Raw genomic sequence first — 16708 nt, forward strand, 5'->3', positions numbered from 1 at the left:
GAGAGCTTTTCACGCACCACGGGCCGGGGCAGACCGGGTCAGGCCGGGACGGAGCCCTCGCTCGTCGTCTCCTCGGGCTTGCGGCGCAGTCTGCGCAGCCGGTGTGCGAGACCCCACTGCGTGACGCGCAGCAGAGCCTCCCCGACGATCGCGCCGCTCATCTTCGACGAGCCGCGCTCGCGCTCGGCGAAGGTGATCGGCACCTCGCGGACGCGGAAGCCGGCCTGATAGGCGCGCCAGGCCATGTCCACCTGGAAGCAGTAGCCCTGCGACGAGACGTGGCCGAGGTCGAGCTCCTCGAGCACCTGACGCCGGAAGACCCGGTAGCCGCCGGTGATGTCCCGGATCGGGACGCCGAGCGCCAGCCGCGAGTACACGTTGCCGCTGCGCGAGATCCACTGGCGGTGCGCCGGCCAGTTCACGACCTCACCGCCGTCGACGTACCGGGACCCGAGCACGAGGTCCGCCCCCGGGTCCGTCAGCGCCGCGAGCAGGGAGGGCAGGTCCTCGGGGGCGTGCGAGCCGTCCGCGTCCATCTCGACGACGACCTGGTGCTCACCGGACAGGGCGTGCCGGAAACCGGCGAGGTACGCGGCACCGAGGCCGGCCTTCCCCGGCCGGTGCAGCACGCGGATCCGCGGGTCCGCCGCCGCCATCTCCTCGGCGAGCTCGCCCGTGCCGTCCGGGCTCGCGTCGTCGACAACGAGGACGTCCGCCGCCGGTACGGCGGCGTGCAGCCGCGTCACGATCGGTCCGAGGTTCTCCCGCTCCTCGTACGTGGGGATCACCACCAGAACCGGGCCCGGGGGCTCAGCCATCCTCGTCCTCTCTCACCGTGGGCCCACTCTCACCATGGGCTCCTGGGGCCGCCGGTGCCCCGACGACGGCGGAGTCCGTGCGCCGGCGCCGACCCCTCAGGACCGCCGCGCCGATCGCCACCACGCCGACGACGGTCAGCATCCACTCGGGTACCGACCGTAGTCGTGACGCCAGCGTAGTCGTGTCGCGGAGCACCGTTGCACCGACCAGGGTCCCGGGCACGAACTGCCCGGTGCCGGCGGTCACCGTACCGCCCGGCGTGATCGCCGCGGACACGCCACTCGTGGTGACGACGATCGAGGACCGATCGTGTTCGACGGAGCGGATCTTCGACATGGCCAGTTGCTGGTAGGTCATCTCGCTGAGCCCGAAGGTCGCGTTGTTGCTCGGCACCGCGAGGACGGTCGCGCCGGCGTCGACACTGTCCGCGACGAGGTCGTCGAACGCGACCTCCCAGCAGATGGTGATGCCCACCGGGATCCCCGCCGCGTGCAGGACCCCGGGGCCCGGACCGGGCACGAAGTTGCCCGCCCGGTCGACCCAGCTGGAGAACAGCCGGAAGAACGAGCGCCACGGCATGTACTCGCCGAAGGGCTGGATGCGGCGCTTGTCGTTGCGGGCGACGGGCCCGGCCACGGGGTCCCACAGGAGCACGGAGTTGCTGGTGGTCCGGTCCGCGTTCACGAGCACGCTGCCGACCAGGATCGGGGCCTTCACCAGCGCGGCGGCCCGGCTGATCTCGGCGGCGGCGTCCGCGTTGCGGAACGGGTCGATGTCCGAGGAGTTCTCCGGCCAGATCACGACGTCCGGCTGGGCCTGCCGGCCGGCGGCGATGTCCGCGGCGAGCTGCTCGGTGACGCGGACGTGGTTGTCGAGCACCGCGCGGCGCTGGGCGTTGAACTCCAGGCCCAGCCGCGGCACGTTGCCCTGGACCGCGGCGATGGTCACCGTGCGGTCCGGGCCGTCGACGGTGGCCGGGACCAGGGACGCGAGGGGCCCGGCGGCCAGGGCGAGGACCAGGAGCGCCGCCGGGACGGCGGCGCCGCGGATCTCCCGGCGGACCAGCCGACGGACGATCTCGGCCAGCGCGAACCCGGCGAGCACCGTGACGAACGAGAGCAGCGGGACGCCGCCGATCGAGGCCGTCGGGAGGAAGAGGCCCTCCGGCTGCCCGAACCCGGCGCGCCCCCACGGCAGCCCCCCGAACGGCACCCGGCCCCGGACCGCCTCGATCCCGACCCACACCGCGGCGGCCCAGAGCGCCGCCCCGCGCAGCCGGGAGACCATGGTCATCCCGGCACCGGCCAGGCCGAAGAAGAGCGCCTCGAACACGCACAGCGCGATCCAGGGCAGCGCACCGACCATCCCGCCGGTCCAGCTGAGCAGCGGCAGCAGGAACGCGAGTCCGAAGAGGAACCCGAGGAGGAAACCGCGCCGGGCCCGGACGTGCCGCACGACGGCGAACAGCAGGCCGTAGGCCACGGGCGCGAGCCACCAGAGGGGTCGGGGCGGGAACGTCGCGTAGAGGAGCAGGCCCGCGCCGACGGCGACCAGCACCCGGGCGAGCGTCGGCGTGAGCGGCCGCGAGCGGGGCGGGGTCGGGGCGGCATCCGCGGGTGGGTCGAGGGTCGGGGCGGCCACCGGACGAGCGTACGGCGCTCAGCCGGCGGCGGGTGTGAGGGCGTGCGCCCGGACCGCGGGGCCGATGAGGTGCGCGTTGCCGAGCAGGTCGAGCGCGCCCGTGGCGCCGGCGGTCCGGCGGAACCACTCGTAGCCGTAGGTGGCGGCGAAACCGGCCTCCGGGACGTCGACCGGGGCGACCTGGCTGGCGTGCGCGAGGATGGCGGCGCGCTTGGCGGCGAGGTGCCGCTCGTCGCCGGTCACGGCCAGGCCGATCTCCGCGGTGACCCGCCCGAAGTCGACCTCCGCGGCGCGGGCCGCGCCGTGCACCAGGTGCCCGCCCGGGGCGGTGACGTGCAGGTGCTCGCGGTCGACAGTCGTCCGGTAGACGGTGGCGCCGGTCAGCTCGCCCGCGATGGACCCGACGAGCCCGGACATCCGGTGGTCCGGGTGGCCGTAGACGCCCAGCTCGTCGTCGACGATCAGCGTGCCTGCGCCCTCGGCGTCGGCCAGCTCGGCGATCCGGCTGGCCAGCGCGAGCGGCTCGGCGGCGGCCAGGGCGAGCGGGTGGTGGTTGCTCGGGTCCCCGGGGAGGCCGGAGTCCCGGCGGTTCAGCATGACGAGACGGGCGACACCCAGGATCTCGGCCGCGTCCTCGAGCTCCCGGACGCGGCGCTGGGCGACGGACTCGCCGGCCGCGAGCGGGACGAGCGCCTCGCCGAGGTCCCCGGACGTGGCCATGACGAGGACGACGCGGGCGCCGGCGTCCGCGAGGCGGCGGAGGGTGAGCCCGGTGAAGATCGCCTCGTCGTCCGGGTGCGGGTGCAGGGCGAGGACGGTGTGACCGGACAGGTCGACTGCAGAAAGCATGAAGGGTGTTCGCAGACGTGCGGGGCCGCTCGAGCGGCCGGGCGGACGGTTCCGGGGGTTCAGCGCGAGGTGCGACAGGACCCCGGACAGCACAGCCCGGTGACGGGGCGGCAGCTGGTCCGGCGAATCACGGGGCAGATGATGCCACAGCCGCCCCGGATCCCGGCGTGTCGGGGGCTCACCGGCGTGTCTCGTGCAGCGTGCGGCCGTCGCGGACCAGGCGCAGGCACGTCGTGCCGTCCCAGAGGGCGTAGCTCGCGGGCGCTCCCTCGCGCAGCTGCGCGCCGCCGGTGTGCGCGGCGAGGGCGGCGCCGGGGTCCAGGGCGAGGTCGGGGTTGGTGTGCTCGACGGCCGCGCGGACGCCGGCCCACGGGTCGACGGGCGTCACCGGCGAGTCCGAGCCGAACTCGAGCGGGACACCGGCGGCGAGGAGCGGTGCGAACGGGTTCATCGCGGCGGCCCGGGCGGGGCCGAGCCGGGTGGCGTACATGCCCGACGGCCCGCCCCACGCGGCGTCGAAGGCGGGTTGGACGCTCGCGACGACGCCGAGCTCGGCGAGCCGGGCGATCTGCGCGGCGTCGACCATCTCGAGGTGCTCGAGCCGGTGCCGCGCGGCCCGGACGGCCTCCGGTGACGTCGCGGCGGCCGCGGCGTCGAGCCCGGCGAGGACGAGGTCCGCTCCCCCGTCGCCGATGACGTGGAAGCCGGCCCGGATGCCCGCGCGGGTGCAGGCGACGAGGTGGGCCGCGACGGCGTCGGCGTCGAGGTAGCGGTTGCCGCGGCAGCCGGGGGCGTCCGCGTAGGGCTCGCGGAGAGCCGCCGTGCGGGAGCCGATCGAGCCGTCGACGAAGAGGTCCCCGGCGAGAGCCGCGGCGCCGGTCCGCGCCACCAGGTCGCGCGCCTCGTCCGCGGTGCCGACCGCCTCGCCCCAGTAGCCGACGACCTCGACGCCGCTGCCCGCGCCGAGGAGGTCCGCGAGGTCGTCCCGGCCGGAGATGTCCGGGCCCGCGCACTCGTGGGCGGTGCCCACGCCGCGGCTCGCCGCCAGATCCAGGAAGGCGCGCTGCGCGGCGCGGCGCTGGCCGGGGTCGAGGGCGGCGAGCGCGGCGCGGCGGACGTGATGGTGGGCGGCCGCGGCGAGCGGGCCGTCCGGGGTCCAGCCCTCGGCGCCGACGGTCCCGGGGGCGCGGTCCACCAGGGCGGTGGAGACCAGTGCGGAGTGCACGTCGATCCGGCTGAGGTAGGCGGGCCGCCCGGCCGCGGCGCGGTCGAGCTCGGCGCGGGTGGGCACCCGGGCCGGTGACCAGCGGTTCTCCTCCCATCCGTGGCCCCAGATGACGGCGGCGGGCGGGGCCGCGGCCACCGCGTCGAGCAGCTGCTCGGGCGTCCGGCATGCGCTGAGGTCCAGGCCGTGGATCAGCAGGCCGGACGCGGTGGCGTGCACGTGCGCGTCGACGAAGGGCGGCGTGACGGTGGCACCGTGCCAGTCCTGCACCGCTGCCCCGGCGGCCCGGTCCGCGGCGTCCGCGGCCGGGCCGGACCAGGTGATCCGGCCGTCCGCCACCTCCAGCGCCGTGGGGTGCGCTCCGGGCGTCCGGAGTCCGGTCAGCAGGGTGCGGGGCACACGCGCAGGTCTATCAGCCCGGCCGGTCCGTCAGTACGGGCGCCGCGGCATGAGCAGCCACAGGACCAGGTACACGATGACCTGCGAGCCCGGCAGGATGAGCGACAGCAGGAACAGCAGGCGGACGACGGAGACGTTCCAGCCGAAGCGCTCCGCGAGGCCGGCGCAGACACCGGCGATGATCGCTCCCTGGCGGGGACGGGTGAGGGTGGTCGCCACGAGGACTCCTTCTTCGGTCAGCGGCGGCGGTCGGCGCTGCAGAACCACCGTGCCCGTACCGGGTTGGTTTCTGCTCCGGGAACGCCCCGATATGTCCCCCGAGTTCCCCCGGAGGCGCGGCTGTGGACAACCGGAGGGCCGTACGGAGGAACGCGTCACTCCTTCGGCCCTCGGGCCGCTGGGCCGGACGGTGGATCACCCGTTCTCCTCCACAGGTACCCGACGAGGTGCTGGTCCGGTTTCCATGATCGCCATAACGTCCGGTCCGTGCCCCGCCTCCGCCGCCTCCGTGCCGCTCCCCTGGTCGTGCTGACGACGTTCCTGCTGCTCCCCGCCGTCGGCCCGCCCGCGTGGGCGGAGGCGCCCCCGCCGACCGCTGTCGTCGCGCTCGGGGACAGCACCGCCTCCGGGGAGGGTGCGGACGCCTACGAGCCCGGCACGCGGGGAGAACGGGAACTGGTGCCACCGGTCGTCGAACGCGTTCGTGCACCGGACCGGGCTGGCGGACGCCGGGATCAACCTGGCGTGCTCGGGCGCGGACTCGGCGGACGTCGGGTTCGGCGCGCCCGGGCGGAACGGCGAGGGATCGCAGGCCGCGCGGCTGCGGGAGATCGCCCGGACCCACCGGGTCGTGGCCGTCACGCTGCAGGTCGGCGCGAACGACGAGCCGGCGCTGACCCGCACCGCGGTGGCGTGCATCCGGACCTTCGTGGACCCGACCGTCGCGCCGTGCCGGGACACCGTCGGGCCGCAGTGGGCCGGACGGCTCGCGGCGATGGCCCCGCATGTCGAGGCGGCGGTGCGGGACGTGCAGCAGGCCATGCGGGACGCCGGGTACGCCGATGACGGCTACGCGTTCGTCCTGGCGTCCTACGCGTCCCCGGTCACGGAGGCCATGGGGCCGCTGCACGGTGTGGAGGGCTGCCCGCTCAGCCGGCCGGACGCGGGCTGGGGCCGTACGGTCGCGTTCCCGCAGCTCGCCGAGGCGCTGCGCGGGGTGGCCGAGCGGACCGGCGTGCGGTTCCTGGACCTCTCCCGCGCCACGGAGGGGCACGAGGCGTGCAGCCGCGGCACGGCCGCCGGCGAGTGGCAGCGGCGGATCACGGTGGACCCGCAGGCGCTGGTCCACGGCCGGCTCGACGCCCTCGGCCAGCACCTCTTCCAGGAGTCCTTCCACCCGAACGCCGAGGCGCACGCGCTGCTGGGCGGGTGCCTCGGCGAGTTCGTGAAGGCCGGGGCGCGGCAGGGCGCCTGCGAGGTCACCCCGCAGGGCGGCCTGCGGGCGAACTCGGGCCTGCCGCCGCCGATCACGTCGGCAGCGGTCTGAGGCCCAGGGCCCTAGAGGACGACCAGGTCCCGGGGGCGCTTGTTGAGCTGCTCGCAGCCGTCCTCGGTGACCACGACGATGTCCTCGATGCGGGCGCCCCAGCGTCCTTCCTGGTAGATGCCCGGCTCGATGCTGAAGGCCATCCCGGGCTCGAGCGGCAGGGCGTTGCCGCCGACGATGTAGGGCTCCTCGTGCACGTCGAGCCCGATGCCGTGCCCGGTGCGGTGCACGAACTGCGCGCCGAAGCCCGCCTCGGCGATCGGGGCCCGGGCCGCGTCGTCGACCTGCTCGGCCGTCACGCCGGGGCGGACGAACCGCACCGCACGGTCCTGGGCCTCCTGCAGCACCGCGTAGGTGTCCCGGACCTCGGCGGACGGCGCGGCGCCGACCGCGTAGGTGCGGGTGGAGTCCGAGTTGTAACCGCCGGGCAGCGGCCCGCCGATGTCGATGACGACGACGTCGCCGCTCTCGATCACCCGGTCCGACACGTCGTGGTGCGGGCTGGCCCCGTTCGGCCCGGACCCGACGATCACGAACGCGGCGGCGGCGTGCCCCTCCTCGAGGATCGCGTCCGCGATGTCCGCGCCGACCTGCGCCTCGGTCCGGCCGGGCTTGAGGAACTCCGCCATCCGTGCGTGCACCCGGTCGATGGCCGCGCCGGCCTCGCGCAGCTGCGCCACCTCGGCCGCGTCCTTCCGCATCCGCAGCTCACGCAGGATCGGGTCCGCGAGCGTCTGGCCGACCTCCGGGAACGCGTCGCGCAGCCGCAGGACGTGCCGGGCGGGCATCCCGTCCGCGACGGCCATCCGGGACGGACCGCCCGCCAGGTCGCTGACCAGCAGGTAGGGGTCCTCCCCGTCCGTCCACGTCAACACCTCGACGCCGAGCTCCTCGAGCGGCACCCCGGCGAACCCGGGCGCCTCCAGCTTCGGGACCACCAGCGCCGGCGGGGCCAGGTGACCTGCGGCGGGGAGCACCAGGCAGGTCAGCCGCTCGTGGGACTCGCCCTCGTGGCCCAGCAGGTACCGGAGATCGGTGCCCGGGGTGATCAGCACGACGTCCGAGTCCTGGGCGGCGGCGACCTCACCGGCGCGGCGCAGGCGGTCGGCGAGCAGCTCGGTGGGGACGGCAGCAGTCATGTCGACGAGGATATTCCGGGCGGCCCGTCGGGTGGAGCCGGGATCGGGGCTGGCATATTCCCTCACCGTGACCGACGACCGTCCCGTGATGCTGCTCGACGCCGCCAGCATGTACTTCCGCGCCTACTACGGCGTCCCGGAGTCGATCACGGCCCCGGACGGGACGCCGGTGAACGCGGTCCGCGGGTTCTGCGACATGGTCTCCCGGCTGGTGACCGAGCAGCGGCCGTCGCGGCTCGTCGCCTGCCTGGACCTGGACTGGCGCCCCGCGTTCCGGGTGGCGGCGCTGCCCTCCTACAAGGCGCACCGGGTGGTGGCCGAGCAGGCGGCGGACACCAATCCGGCCGGGATCCCCGAGGAGGTCCCGGACACGCTCGGCCCGCAGGTCCCGATCCTGCTGGAGGTCCTCGCCGCGGCGGGGATCGCGACCGGCGGGGCCGAAGGCCACGAGGCGGACGACGTGATCGGCACGCTCGCGCACACCGAGTCGGTGGACCCGGTGCTCGCGGTGAGCGGGGACCGGGACCTCATGCAGATCGTCCGCGAGGAGCCGACGCCGGTGCGGCTGCTCTACGTCGGCCGCGGGCTGGCGAAGGCGGAGCTGCTGGGGCCGGCGGAGGTCGCCGAGAAGTACGCGGTGCCCGTCGGCCGGGCCGGCGAGGCCTACGCGGAGATGGCGATGCTCCGCGGGGACCCCTCGGACGGGCTGCCGGGCGTCCCGGGCGTCGGGGCGAAGACGGCGGCGACGCTGGTGAGCCGCTTCGGCTCGTGGGCGGAGCTGCGCGCCGCGATCACCGACGCCGGGGACACGCGGCTGGCGTCCACGGTGCGGTCCAAGCTCGCGGCCGCGGCGCCGTACTTGGAGGTCGTCGAGCCGGTGGTGCGGGTGGTGCAGGACGCGCCCGTGCACCTGGACCGGCCGGACACCCTGCCCGCGACGCCCGCGGACCCCGACGCGCTCGTGGCGCTTGCGGAGCGGTGGGGGCTGACGTCGTCGATGAAGCGGCTGGTCACGGCCCTGCACAAGGCGGCGTCCTAGACAGTTCGGCAAGGACGGCGCGCCGCTACCCGGCGGTGGCGGGCACGGCGTCCCGGCACGCGGGAGCGGCCCGGCGGGTTCCGGGGTCAGACGCGCCGTACCTGGTACGTCCCGTCCTCGTCCAGGATCGTGACGGGCACTTTCACGGCCTCGCCGTCGACTTTCGCGTCGCAGGTGAATGCGCTCCCGGGCGCGACCTCGACCCCGCTCGGGCAGCTCACGTCCGTGGCGCCGAGCTTGTAGTCCTGCTGCAGGATCCGGGCGACGCCCTGGTTGAGCGCGCCCTGGTCCAAGGTGCGGGTGGTCAGGTATCCCGGCGTCACGAACAGGACGACGGCGGCCGCGACGAGCAGCACGAGCACCAGACCGCCGGTGACGAACGGGAGCGGCGAACGCCCCGGCCGACCCGGCGAACGGCGGGACCCGCGCTGCGCCTCGCGCGGGTCCCAGGCCGGCGGCATGGGGGCTTCGCGGCCCTGCTGTCCGGGTCTGCCCGGGTGCCCGGCCCAGGCCTGCTCGTCGGGCGGGCCCTGCGTGCCGTGTTCCGGGGACCATCCCTGCTCACCCGACCACGCCGGCTGGCGCCCCTGGTCGACGGGGCCGTCGGGCCACCCCTGGCGGTCGCCGCCCCGGCCCTGCTCGGTCTCCTCGCGGCTGCCGGCGCCGTCCCACTCCTGTTCCGGGGCCCACTGCTGCTCCCGGGCCGGGTCGCCCCCGCCCTCGGGGGCACGGTCCGTGTACCGGCCGCGGTCGGCGTCCTGGGCCTGGTCCTCGTGCCACCCCCCGGTCGACGAGGCGATACCGCCCTGGTCGGTGCCGGTGGGATCCCAGCCCTGATCGGTGCCGGTGGTGGGTTCCCAGCCCTGGTCGGTGCCCGAAGGCGACCAGTTCTGCTCCCTGCCACCGGACGGCGACCAGCCCTGCTCGGCGTCCGGCCGGTGGCCGGACCAGCCCTGGTCCGGTTCGCCCTGCCGGCGGTCCCCGTACTGCTGTCCGCCGTACTGCTGCTCGCCGGGGTGCGACCCGTATCCGGGCTGCTGCGGGTGGTCGTACCAGGCCTGGTCGTACCGCGGCCGGTCGTAGCGAGCCTGCCCGTACTGCCCCGGCCCGGACTGCGCGCCGCTGTACTGCGCGCCGTGCTGCGGCGACCCGTACCCGGCCTGCTCGCCCTGGTCCTGGCCGGCGGAACCCCAGCCCTGCCCGGCCTGCGGCTCCGCCGACCAGCCACCTCCCCAGCCACCGGCGGGGGGCGTGCCCCAGTCCGGCTCGTCGGGAGCCTGCGGGCTGTCGGCGTCGTCCCCGCGGCGGGGCGTGCCGTGCGGTCCCTGTGGCGTGCTCATCGAGAACCTTCCCGTGTCCGGCCGTCCGCGGCCCGTGCGACGTGCACCGTCCGGCGGGCACCGGTGGTGCTCACTCGCGGACGGTCCGGCGATCAAAGCACAGGCCCGGGCCGCGTGGCAGCGGTTCGGGGACCGCCCCCGCCGAGCGGGGCGACCGCACCGCCGAGCGTGCCGGCCGGCCTGCGCGGCAGGCACCCGCGGTGCCCGGGTGGTCACCGCGCGTCCTCGCCGACCTTCCACCGATCAGGCGACCCCGGCCGCCACGACCCCGCGACGCACCGCGCCCGCGGCGAGCGCCGCCGTCCGCCCGACCGGTGTCCCACGCCCGGCGACCCCGGCGATCTGCTCCAGCAGGTCCAGCACCTGCCGGGTCCAGCGCACGAAGTCTCCGGCGGAGAGTTCCTGCCCGTTGCGCTCGGCCGCGGCGAGGACCTGCCCGAGGGACTCCCCCTGGCCCAGCGGTGCATCGGCCAGGCGAACCCGAGATCGGGCTCGCGGGTGCGGTCGATCTTGTGGCGGCGCTCGTCCGACTCGAGGTCGCTCCAGATCCGGACGGTCTTCTCCAGCGCCTCGGACACCGCACCGGCGGGGACCCGCGGCACGGGTGCGTTGTCCCGGCGGGTCTCGTAGACCAGCGCGGACACCACCGCGGCGAGCTCGGCCGGGTCCAGCCCCTCCCAGACCTCGTGGCGCAGGCATTCGGCGGCGAGCAGGTCCGACTCGCCCCAGAGCCGGGCGAGCCTGCGCCCGTTGTCCGTGACGTCGTCGCCGTCGAGGTAGCCGCGCTCGGTGAGCAGCGCGCGGATCCGGTCGAAGCCGCGGGCCAGCGAGTGCGTGGTGGCTCGGACCTTCTGCCGGATCTGGTCGGTCTCCCGCTCGAGCCGGGCGTACCGCTCGCCCCACCGGGCATGGGCCTCGCGGTCCGCGCAGCCGTGGCACGGGTGTGAGCGCAGCGCCCGGCGCAGGGTGGCGAGCTCGGGGTCGTCCGCGGCGGCGCTGCGGCCGCGCCGGCGCTGCGGCACGGGCGGCTCGATGCCGGTGTCCCGCAGCGACGAGGCCAGGTCCCGGCGCACCCGCGGCGAGCGGTGGTCCACGTGCTTGGGCAGGCGCATCCGGCCCAGCGCCTCGACGGGCGTGGGGAAGTCCGCCGCGGAGAGCCGCCCGGCCCAGCGGTCCTCGGACAGCACCAGCGGTCGCACGTCCCCGTCCGGCTCGACCCCCGGGTCCAGGACGACGGCGAGGCCCGCCCGCTTCCCGCCGGGCACGGCGATGACGTCGCCCGGCTTCAGGGTCCGCAGCGCCTCCGCGGCGGCGTCCCGGCGGTCCGCGCTGCCCTGCCGGCTCAGCGACTTCTCGCGGTCCGAGACCTGGCGCCGCAGCCGCGCGTACTCGTTGAAGTCCCCGAGGTGGCACTGCATCGACTCGGCGTAGGCGTCGAGCGTCTCCTGGTTGCGCTCGATCCGCCGGGCCATCCCGACGACCGAGCGGTCCGCCTGGAACTGGCCGAAGGACTGCTCCAGCAGGTCCCGCCCCGCGTCGACGCCGAGGCGTCCGACCAGGTTGACCGCCATGTTGTAGCCGGCGCGGAACGAGCTGCGCAGCGGGTACGTGCGCGTCGACGCCAGCCCGGCGACCTGCTCGGGGTCCACCCCCGGCGCCCAGATGACGACGGCGTGCCCCTCGACGTCGATCCCGCGCCGCCCGGCCCGGCCGGTGAGCTGGGTGTACTCCCCGGGCGTCAGCTCGACGTGGGCCTCGCCGTTGTACTTGACGAGCTTCTCCAGCACGACCGTGCGGGCGGGCATGTTGATGCCCAGCGCGAGGGTCTCGGTGGCGAACACGCACCGCACGAGCCCCTCGACGAACAGCTCCTCGACGGTCTCCTTGAACGCCGGCAGCATCCCGGCGTGGTGCGCGGCGATGCCCCGCTCCAGCGCGTCGCGCCACTCCCAGTAGCCCAGCACCGCGAGATCGGCCTGCGGCAGGTCCCCGGTGTGCTTCTCGACGATGCGGCGGATCTCGTCGACCTCGTCCTCGCTGGTCAGCCGCAGCCCCGCGCGCACACACTGCCCGACGGCGGCGTCGCAGCCCGCGCGGCTGAACACGAACGTGATGGCCGGCAGCAGGCCGTTGCGGTCCAGCCGGTCGATCACCGTGACGCGGGACGGCGGCCGGTACCCGGAGCGCTGCCCGGGACCGGGCCGCCCCGCCCGGCCGCCGCGGCCGCGGCCCCGGTCCCAGCCCGAGATGGAGTCCCGCCGCTCGAGCTCGCGGGTCTGCCGCGCCAGTTCGGGGTCGACCGTCAGCTCCCCGGAGGAGCTCTCCGCGAACAGGTCGAACATCCGGTTCCCGACCATCATGTGCTGCCACAGCGGCACCGGCCGGATCTCGTCCACGACGACCGTGGTGTCCCCGCGCACGGTGACCAGCCAGTCCCCGAACTCCTCGGCGTTGCTGACCGTGGCGGACAGGCTGACCAGCGCGACGTGCTCGGGCAGCTGGAGGATGACCTCCTCCCACACGGCGCCGCGGAAACGGTCCGCGAGGTAGTGCACCTCGTCCATGACGACGTAGCCGAGGTGCTCCAGGGACCGGGAACCCGCGTAGATCATGTTCCGCAGCACCTCGGTGGTCATCACGACCACCTGCGCGTCCGGGTTCACGCTGGTGTCCCCGGTGAGCAGGCCGACCGCGGCCTGCCCGTGCCGGGCCACGAGGTCCGCGTACTTCTGGTTCGACAGCGCCTTGATCGGCGTCGTGTAGAAGCACTTGAGGCCCTGGGCGAGCGCGAGGTGCACCGCGAACTCGCCGACGACCGTCTTGCCCGCGCCCGTGGGGGCGCAGAGGAGGACCCCGTGCCCGTCCTCCAGCGCACCGCACGCCGCGCGCTGGAACCCGTCGAGCTCGAACGGGAGCGTGCCGGTGAACTCGGTCAGCCGGGGGCGGGCCGTGCGGGCCTTGGCCGAGGCGTACGCCGCGGCGGGGGAGACCGGCAGAGCCGGTGTGCTACTGGCCACCTCACCAGGCTGTCACACCTCACCTACTGTTCGCCGTCGCGAACAGGGGTGGGCCCGCTCACGCACAGGTCCACTGCCCGCGCACATGCTCCGAGCCGTGCGTCGGCACGCGGCCCCGTGCGTCAGCGGGGTCAGGTGACGTCGTTGAGGCCGCCGCCCCGGTAGTGGTCGGGGTCCCTGGGGCCCGGCGGCTCCACCGGTGTGGTCACGACCGGTGAGGGCGCCTCGACGGCGCTGGGCGTGGTGTCGATCGGGGAGGGCTCGTCCGGGTCCCAGTCGTCCCAGCCCTCGGCGACGCGGCGCTTGTCCTTGCGCCGGTCGTGCACCCGGGAGATCTGGATGGCCACTTCGAAGAGGATCGTCAGCGCGGCGGCGAGGGCCGTCATGGAGATGGGGTCCTGGCCGGGCGTGGCGATCGCGGCGAACACGAACAGGCCGAAGATCAGCCCGCGGCGGGACTTGCGCAGCCGCTCGTAGCTGAGGATGCCGACCTGGTTGAGCATCACCACCAGCAGCGGGATCTCGAAGCTCACCCCGAAGATCAGCAGCAGCGCGATGACGAAGCCGAAGTAGCTGTCGCCGGAGAGCGCCGTCGTCTGGACCTCGCTGCCGATCGTCAGCAGGAAGGACAGGCCCTGCGAGACGACGAAGTACGCGAGCACCGCGCCGGCGACGAAGAGCACCGCGGCCACGGACACGAAGATCAGCGCGAAGCGGCGTTCCTTCGCGTACAGGCCGGGCACGATGAACGCCCAGAGCTGGTAGAGCCACACCGGGCAGGCCAGCACCACGCCCGCGGTGGTGCCCACCTTGAGCCGCAGCGTGAACTGGTCGAAGGGGCCCGTGCCGAGCAACGTGCAGGAACCGTCCGCGGTGAACTGGGCCCGCGCCGACGCCGGCAGGGAGCAGTAGGGCTCCTTCAGCAGCGCGCCGAGGCTGGGCCCGCCGAAGAACCCGACCTCGAACCAGATGTAGCCGACGATCGTCGTGACCAGGATGGCGAGCAGCGCTATCCCGAGCCGGTTCCGCAGCTCGTAGAGATGCTCGATCAGCGTCATCGTGCCGTCGGGACTCTTCGGCCGACGGCGCCCCAGCTTGAGCTTGACCACGTGCGCGAACGCCTACTGCGGGGTATCGGTACGACCCGGCTGGGCCGTCGGGGCGTCGATGTGGGCCGGGGGCACCTTGTCCGACGGCGGCAGGGCCGACGGCGGCGGGACGGCGCCCTCGTCCTGGTCCTTCTTCGGGTCGTCCTTCATGCCCTTCATCTCGCCCTTGAAGATGCGGGCGGACTGACCGACCGAGCGCGCCATGTCCGGGAGCTTCTTGGCGCCGAAGAGCAACAGCACCACCACCACCAGGATGACGAACTCCCAGCCACCGAGGTTCGGCATGACCTGATCCTTCCGACGGAGCGAGAGACGGTGCCGATAGTACGCATCCGCGTTCACCGCGCCAGAATGCCCGGCTCGAACGGCGAGGTCAGGGCTCCCTGCGGGCCCTGATCGCGGCCGCGGACGCCACAAGCGGGGCGATTCCGGACATCGTCGAGCGGCGGAGGCGAACCAGGCTGCGGGCGAGCCGCCGCAGATGCCCCAGCAGCAGCACCAGGAGCAGCAGCAGCGCCAGCAGCCCGACCGCCGCCACGAGGATCGGCACCACGAACCCGCTCACGTCGTACTCCCCACCTGAGGCGATGGCGCCTCGTCCAGTCCGGCGAGCGCCGCGCGCGCCCGCTCGGCCACCGCGGCCGCGACCTCCGGCGGTTCCAGCACCCGGGCCCCACCGCCGAGGCCCAGCACGAGCCTGACCAGCCAACCCGGATCCGCGTAGCGCAGCAGCACCCGGGCCGTCCCCGGAGCGTTCCCGGCTCCGTCCAGCTCGACGACCTCGTCCACCGGGTAGTACTCGGCGATCCACCGCGCCTCCGGGGCCACCTCGAGCACGGCGGTCCGGTGCTCCGCGCTGGGCCGGAACAGCCCGGCCGAGACGTCGGTGGGTTCCGCGTCCGGGGGCGGGGCGGCCGGCTCGTCGAGCGTCTCGACGTCCTCCACCCGGTCCAGCCGGAACAGCCGGACGCCCTCGGCACGGCGGCACCACGCCTCGAGGTACCCGCGGCCCTCGACGAGCAGCAGCCGCATCGGGTCGATGACGCGCTGCGAGACCGCGTCCCGGCCCGCGGTGTAGTAGCGGATGCGCAGGGCACGGCGCTGCTCGAGCGCGGTGCGGACGGCGGCCGTGGTGGCCTCCTCCTCCCGCGTCAGGTCGACGGCGACGGTCGTCAGCCCCGCGTCCCCGACCGCCCGCTCGATCTTGGCGGTGGCGCGGCGGACCGCGGCGGTGTCGACGATGCCGGGAGCCTCGCCGAGCGTGCGCAGGGCGACCAGCAACGCCGTCGCCTCCGCCGTGGTGAGCCGCAGCGGCCGGCGCATGCCCGCGTCCTCGGTGACGGTGACGGTGTCCCCGGCGAAGGAGAGGTCGACCAGGTCACCGGGCCCGTAGCCGGGCAGCCCGCACATCCACAACAGTTCGAGGTCCCGGCGCAGCTGGCGCTCGGTGATGCCGAAGTCCGCGGCGGCCTCGGTGATCGGGATGCCCGGGCGGGCCAGCAGGTAGGGCACGAGGTTGAGCAGCCGTGGCAGCCGGTCCGTGACGCCGCCCCCGGTCACGGCGGCGCCCCGTGCGGCGCGGTGTGGGCGGTGAGGACGCCGATCCAGTTGTCCCGGACCAGCTTCGCGAGCTCCGGTGGCCGCAGCACGACGACGTCCGGGCCGTGACCGGCCAGCCAGCGCGCCACCGTGCGCTCGCTGCGCAGGTCGATCTCCAGCTCGTCGCCGGGACGCCCGCCGTGCTCCCGGGGCCCGACGACCCGGCCGAGCCGGCGCAGCCCGTGCGCCTGCCCCTCGGCCACCCAGAGCCGCGCGGTCCCGGTGACGGGCCCGGACTCGAAGGTGCTGCGGACGTAGGCCATGAGGTCCGTGCCGGGCGGGACCGTGACGGCACCCGGCTCCCCCAGCGCCGTGACCGGGGGGATGACTCGCGACAGCCGGAACGACCGGACGTCCGCCCGGTCCCGGTCGTACCCGACGAGGTACCAGCGACCCCGCCACGAGACGACCCCCCACGGCTCGACGGTCCGGCGCACGACGTCCCCGGTCGGCCCGCCGCGGCGGTGGTCGAACCGGACCACCCGACCGGCCTGGACCGCGGCCAGCAGGGGCGCGAACGCGGGCTCGGCCGCCCGGACCCGGGGCTGTACGGAACCGCGGGTCTCGTCGACCTCGACGCCGGCGGCCCGCAGCTTGACCAGGGCGCCGTGGGCGGCACCCGAGAGCTCCGGGGAGTCCCACAGGCTCCCGGCCAGCGCCACGGCGGCGGCCTCCTCGGCGTCGAGGTCCACGTCGCCGAGCTCGTAGTCGCCGCGGGCGATCCGGTAGCCCTCAACCGTGTCGAAGGCCGAGCGCCGCCCGGTCTCCAGCGGGACGCCGAGCTCGCGCAGCTCGGTCTTGTCCCGCTCGAACATCCGGAAGAAGGCCTCGTCGCTCGTCGCGTCCGCGTACCCGGGGACGGTGGCGCGGATCCGCTCCGCCGTCAGGAACTGCCGGGTCGACAGCAGGCAGAGGACCAGGTTCACCAGTCTCTCTGCGCGAGCGGACGACACGCGGGCATCGTACGGCCGACACCTGCGCGCGCG

General features: G+C 74.9%; 14 protein-coding genes and 1 pseudogene. 2 read left to right on the top strand and 13 right to left on the bottom strand.

The genetic code is table 11. The features are described from left to right. Positions 1–38: 38 nt before the first annotated feature. The 5 genes from WBK50_RS15680 to WBK50_RS15700 form a co-directional block, all read right to left on the bottom strand. Positions 39–818 carry a polyprenol monophosphomannose synthase gene (locus WBK50_RS15680; protein ID WP_341336332.1) on the bottom strand — a complete coding sequence of 260 codons (780 nt, stop codon included), beginning with the start codon at positions 816–818 and terminating at the stop codon, positions 39–41. Next, positions 811–2460, bottom strand: a complete 1650-nt coding sequence (gene lnt / locus WBK50_RS15685; RefSeq protein ID WP_341336333.1) for an apolipoprotein N-acyltransferase — start codon at positions 2458–2460, stop codon at positions 811–813. Before lnt ends, WBK50_RS15680 begins: the two co-directional genes overlap by 8 nt. An 18-nt stretch (positions 2461–2478) precedes the next feature. Then, positions 2479–3309, bottom strand: coding sequence for a PIG-L deacetylase family protein (locus WBK50_RS15690; protein WP_341336334.1), 831 nt, complete (start codon positions 3307–3309; stop codon positions 2479–2481). Positions 3310–3487: 178 nt separating this feature from the next. Further along, positions 3488–4933 carry an amidohydrolase gene (locus WBK50_RS15695; protein WP_341336335.1) on the bottom strand — a complete coding sequence of 482 codons (1446 nt, stop codon included), beginning with the start codon at positions 4931–4933 and terminating at the stop codon, positions 3488–3490. A 30-nt stretch (positions 4934–4963) separates the two neighbouring features. Further along, positions 4964–5152, bottom strand: a complete 189-nt coding sequence (locus WBK50_RS15700) for a PspC domain-containing protein (RefSeq protein ID WP_341336336.1) — start codon at positions 5150–5152, stop codon at positions 4964–4966. Positions 5153–5567: 415 nt separating this feature from the next. On the opposite strand from WBK50_RS15700, the gene WBK50_RS15705 reads away from it, so the two are divergent. Then, a complete protein-coding gene (locus WBK50_RS15705) occupies positions 5568–6479 on the top strand; it encodes a hypothetical protein (RefSeq protein WP_341336337.1) in 912 nt (303 codons plus the stop codon). An 11-nt stretch (positions 6480–6490) separates the two neighbouring features. Here the strand turns inward: WBK50_RS15705 and WBK50_RS15710 are convergent, their stop codons facing one another. Then, positions 6491–7618, bottom strand: a complete 1128-nt coding sequence (locus WBK50_RS15710) for a M24 family metallopeptidase (RefSeq protein WP_341336338.1) — start codon at positions 7616–7618, stop codon at positions 6491–6493. An 88-nt stretch (positions 7619–7706) separates the two neighbouring features. Between WBK50_RS15710 and WBK50_RS15715 the strand changes: the two genes are divergently transcribed. Further along, entirely contained in the window at positions 7707–8657 is a 951-nt protein-coding gene (locus tag WBK50_RS15715) for a 5'-3' exonuclease (protein ID WP_341339399.1), read from the top strand. An 86-nt stretch (positions 8658–8743) separates the two neighbouring features. Here WBK50_RS15715 and WBK50_RS15720 read toward each other — a convergent pair whose 3' ends face one another. The 7 genes and pseudogenes from WBK50_RS15720 to WBK50_RS15750 form a co-directional block, all read right to left on the bottom strand. Continuing rightward, a complete protein-coding gene (locus WBK50_RS15720) occupies positions 8744–9997 on the bottom strand; it encodes a DUF4333 domain-containing protein (protein WP_341336339.1) in 1254 nt (417 codons plus the stop codon). A gap of 243 nt (positions 9998–10240) precedes the next feature. After that, positions 10241–13014, bottom strand: a pseudogene (locus WBK50_RS15725) (DEAD/DEAH box helicase). Positions 13015–13145: 131 nt separating this feature from the next. Beyond that, on the bottom strand, positions 13146–14072 hold the full coding sequence (gene tatC / locus WBK50_RS15730) for a twin-arginine translocase subunit TatC (RefSeq protein WP_346271526.1): 927 nt from the start codon (positions 14070–14072) through the stop codon (positions 13146–13148). Between the two features lie 63 nt (positions 14073–14135). Further along, positions 14136–14408: a Sec-independent protein translocase subunit TatA gene (gene tatA / locus WBK50_RS15735; protein ID WP_341336341.1), complete on the bottom strand. Its 273-nt coding sequence runs from the start codon at positions 14406–14408 to the stop codon at positions 14136–14138. A gap of 88 nt (positions 14409–14496) precedes the next feature. Next, entirely contained in the window at positions 14497–14688 is a 192-nt protein-coding gene (locus WBK50_RS15740; protein ID WP_341336342.1) for a hypothetical protein, read from the bottom strand. Then, on the bottom strand, positions 14685–15683 hold the full coding sequence (locus WBK50_RS15745) for a helix-turn-helix transcriptional regulator (RefSeq protein WP_341336343.1): 999 nt from the start codon (positions 15681–15683) through the stop codon (positions 14685–14687). Before WBK50_RS15745 ends, WBK50_RS15740 begins: the two co-directional genes overlap by 4 nt. Further along, positions 15680–16675: a helix-turn-helix transcriptional regulator gene (locus tag WBK50_RS15750; protein ID WP_341336344.1), complete on the bottom strand. Its 996-nt coding sequence runs from the start codon at positions 16673–16675 to the stop codon at positions 15680–15682. The genes WBK50_RS15745 and WBK50_RS15750 overlap by 4 nt, the downstream gene beginning before the upstream one ends. Between the last annotated feature and the right edge of the window lie 33 nt (positions 16676–16708).

It is taken from the genome of Pseudonocardia sp. T1-2H (assembly GCF_038039215.1).
Lineage (GTDB): Bacteria > Actinomycetota > Actinomycetes > Mycobacteriales > Pseudonocardiaceae > Pseudonocardia.

Excerpts from the sequence above, each read along its gene's own strand:
- WBK50_RS15680 (WP_341336332.1), bottom strand. The coding sequence starts at position 818 with ATGGCTGAGCCCCCGGGCCCGGTTCTGGTGGTGATCCCCACGTACGAG.
- WBK50_RS15690 (WP_341336334.1), bottom strand. The coding sequence starts at position 3,309 with ATGCTTTCTGCAGTCGACCTGTCCGGTCACACCGTCCTCGCCCTGCAC.
- WBK50_RS15710 (WP_341336338.1), bottom strand. The coding sequence starts at position 7,618 with ATGACTGCTGCCGTCCCCACCGAGCTGCTCGCCGACCGCCTGCGCCGC.
- WBK50_RS15715 (WP_341339399.1), top strand. The coding sequence starts at position 7,707 with ATGCTGCTCGACGCCGCCAGCATGTACTTCCGCGCCTACTACGGCGTC.
- WBK50_RS15720 (WP_341336339.1), bottom strand. The coding sequence starts at position 9,997 with ATGAGCACGCCACAGGGACCGCACGGCACGCCCCGCCGCGGGGACGAC.
- tatC (WP_346271526.1), bottom strand. The coding sequence starts at position 14,072 with ATGACGCTGATCGAGCATCTCTACGAGCTGCGGAACCGGCTCGGGATA.
- tatA (WP_341336341.1), bottom strand. The coding sequence starts at position 14,408 with ATGCCGAACCTCGGTGGCTGGGAGTTCGTCATCCTGGTGGTGGTGGTG.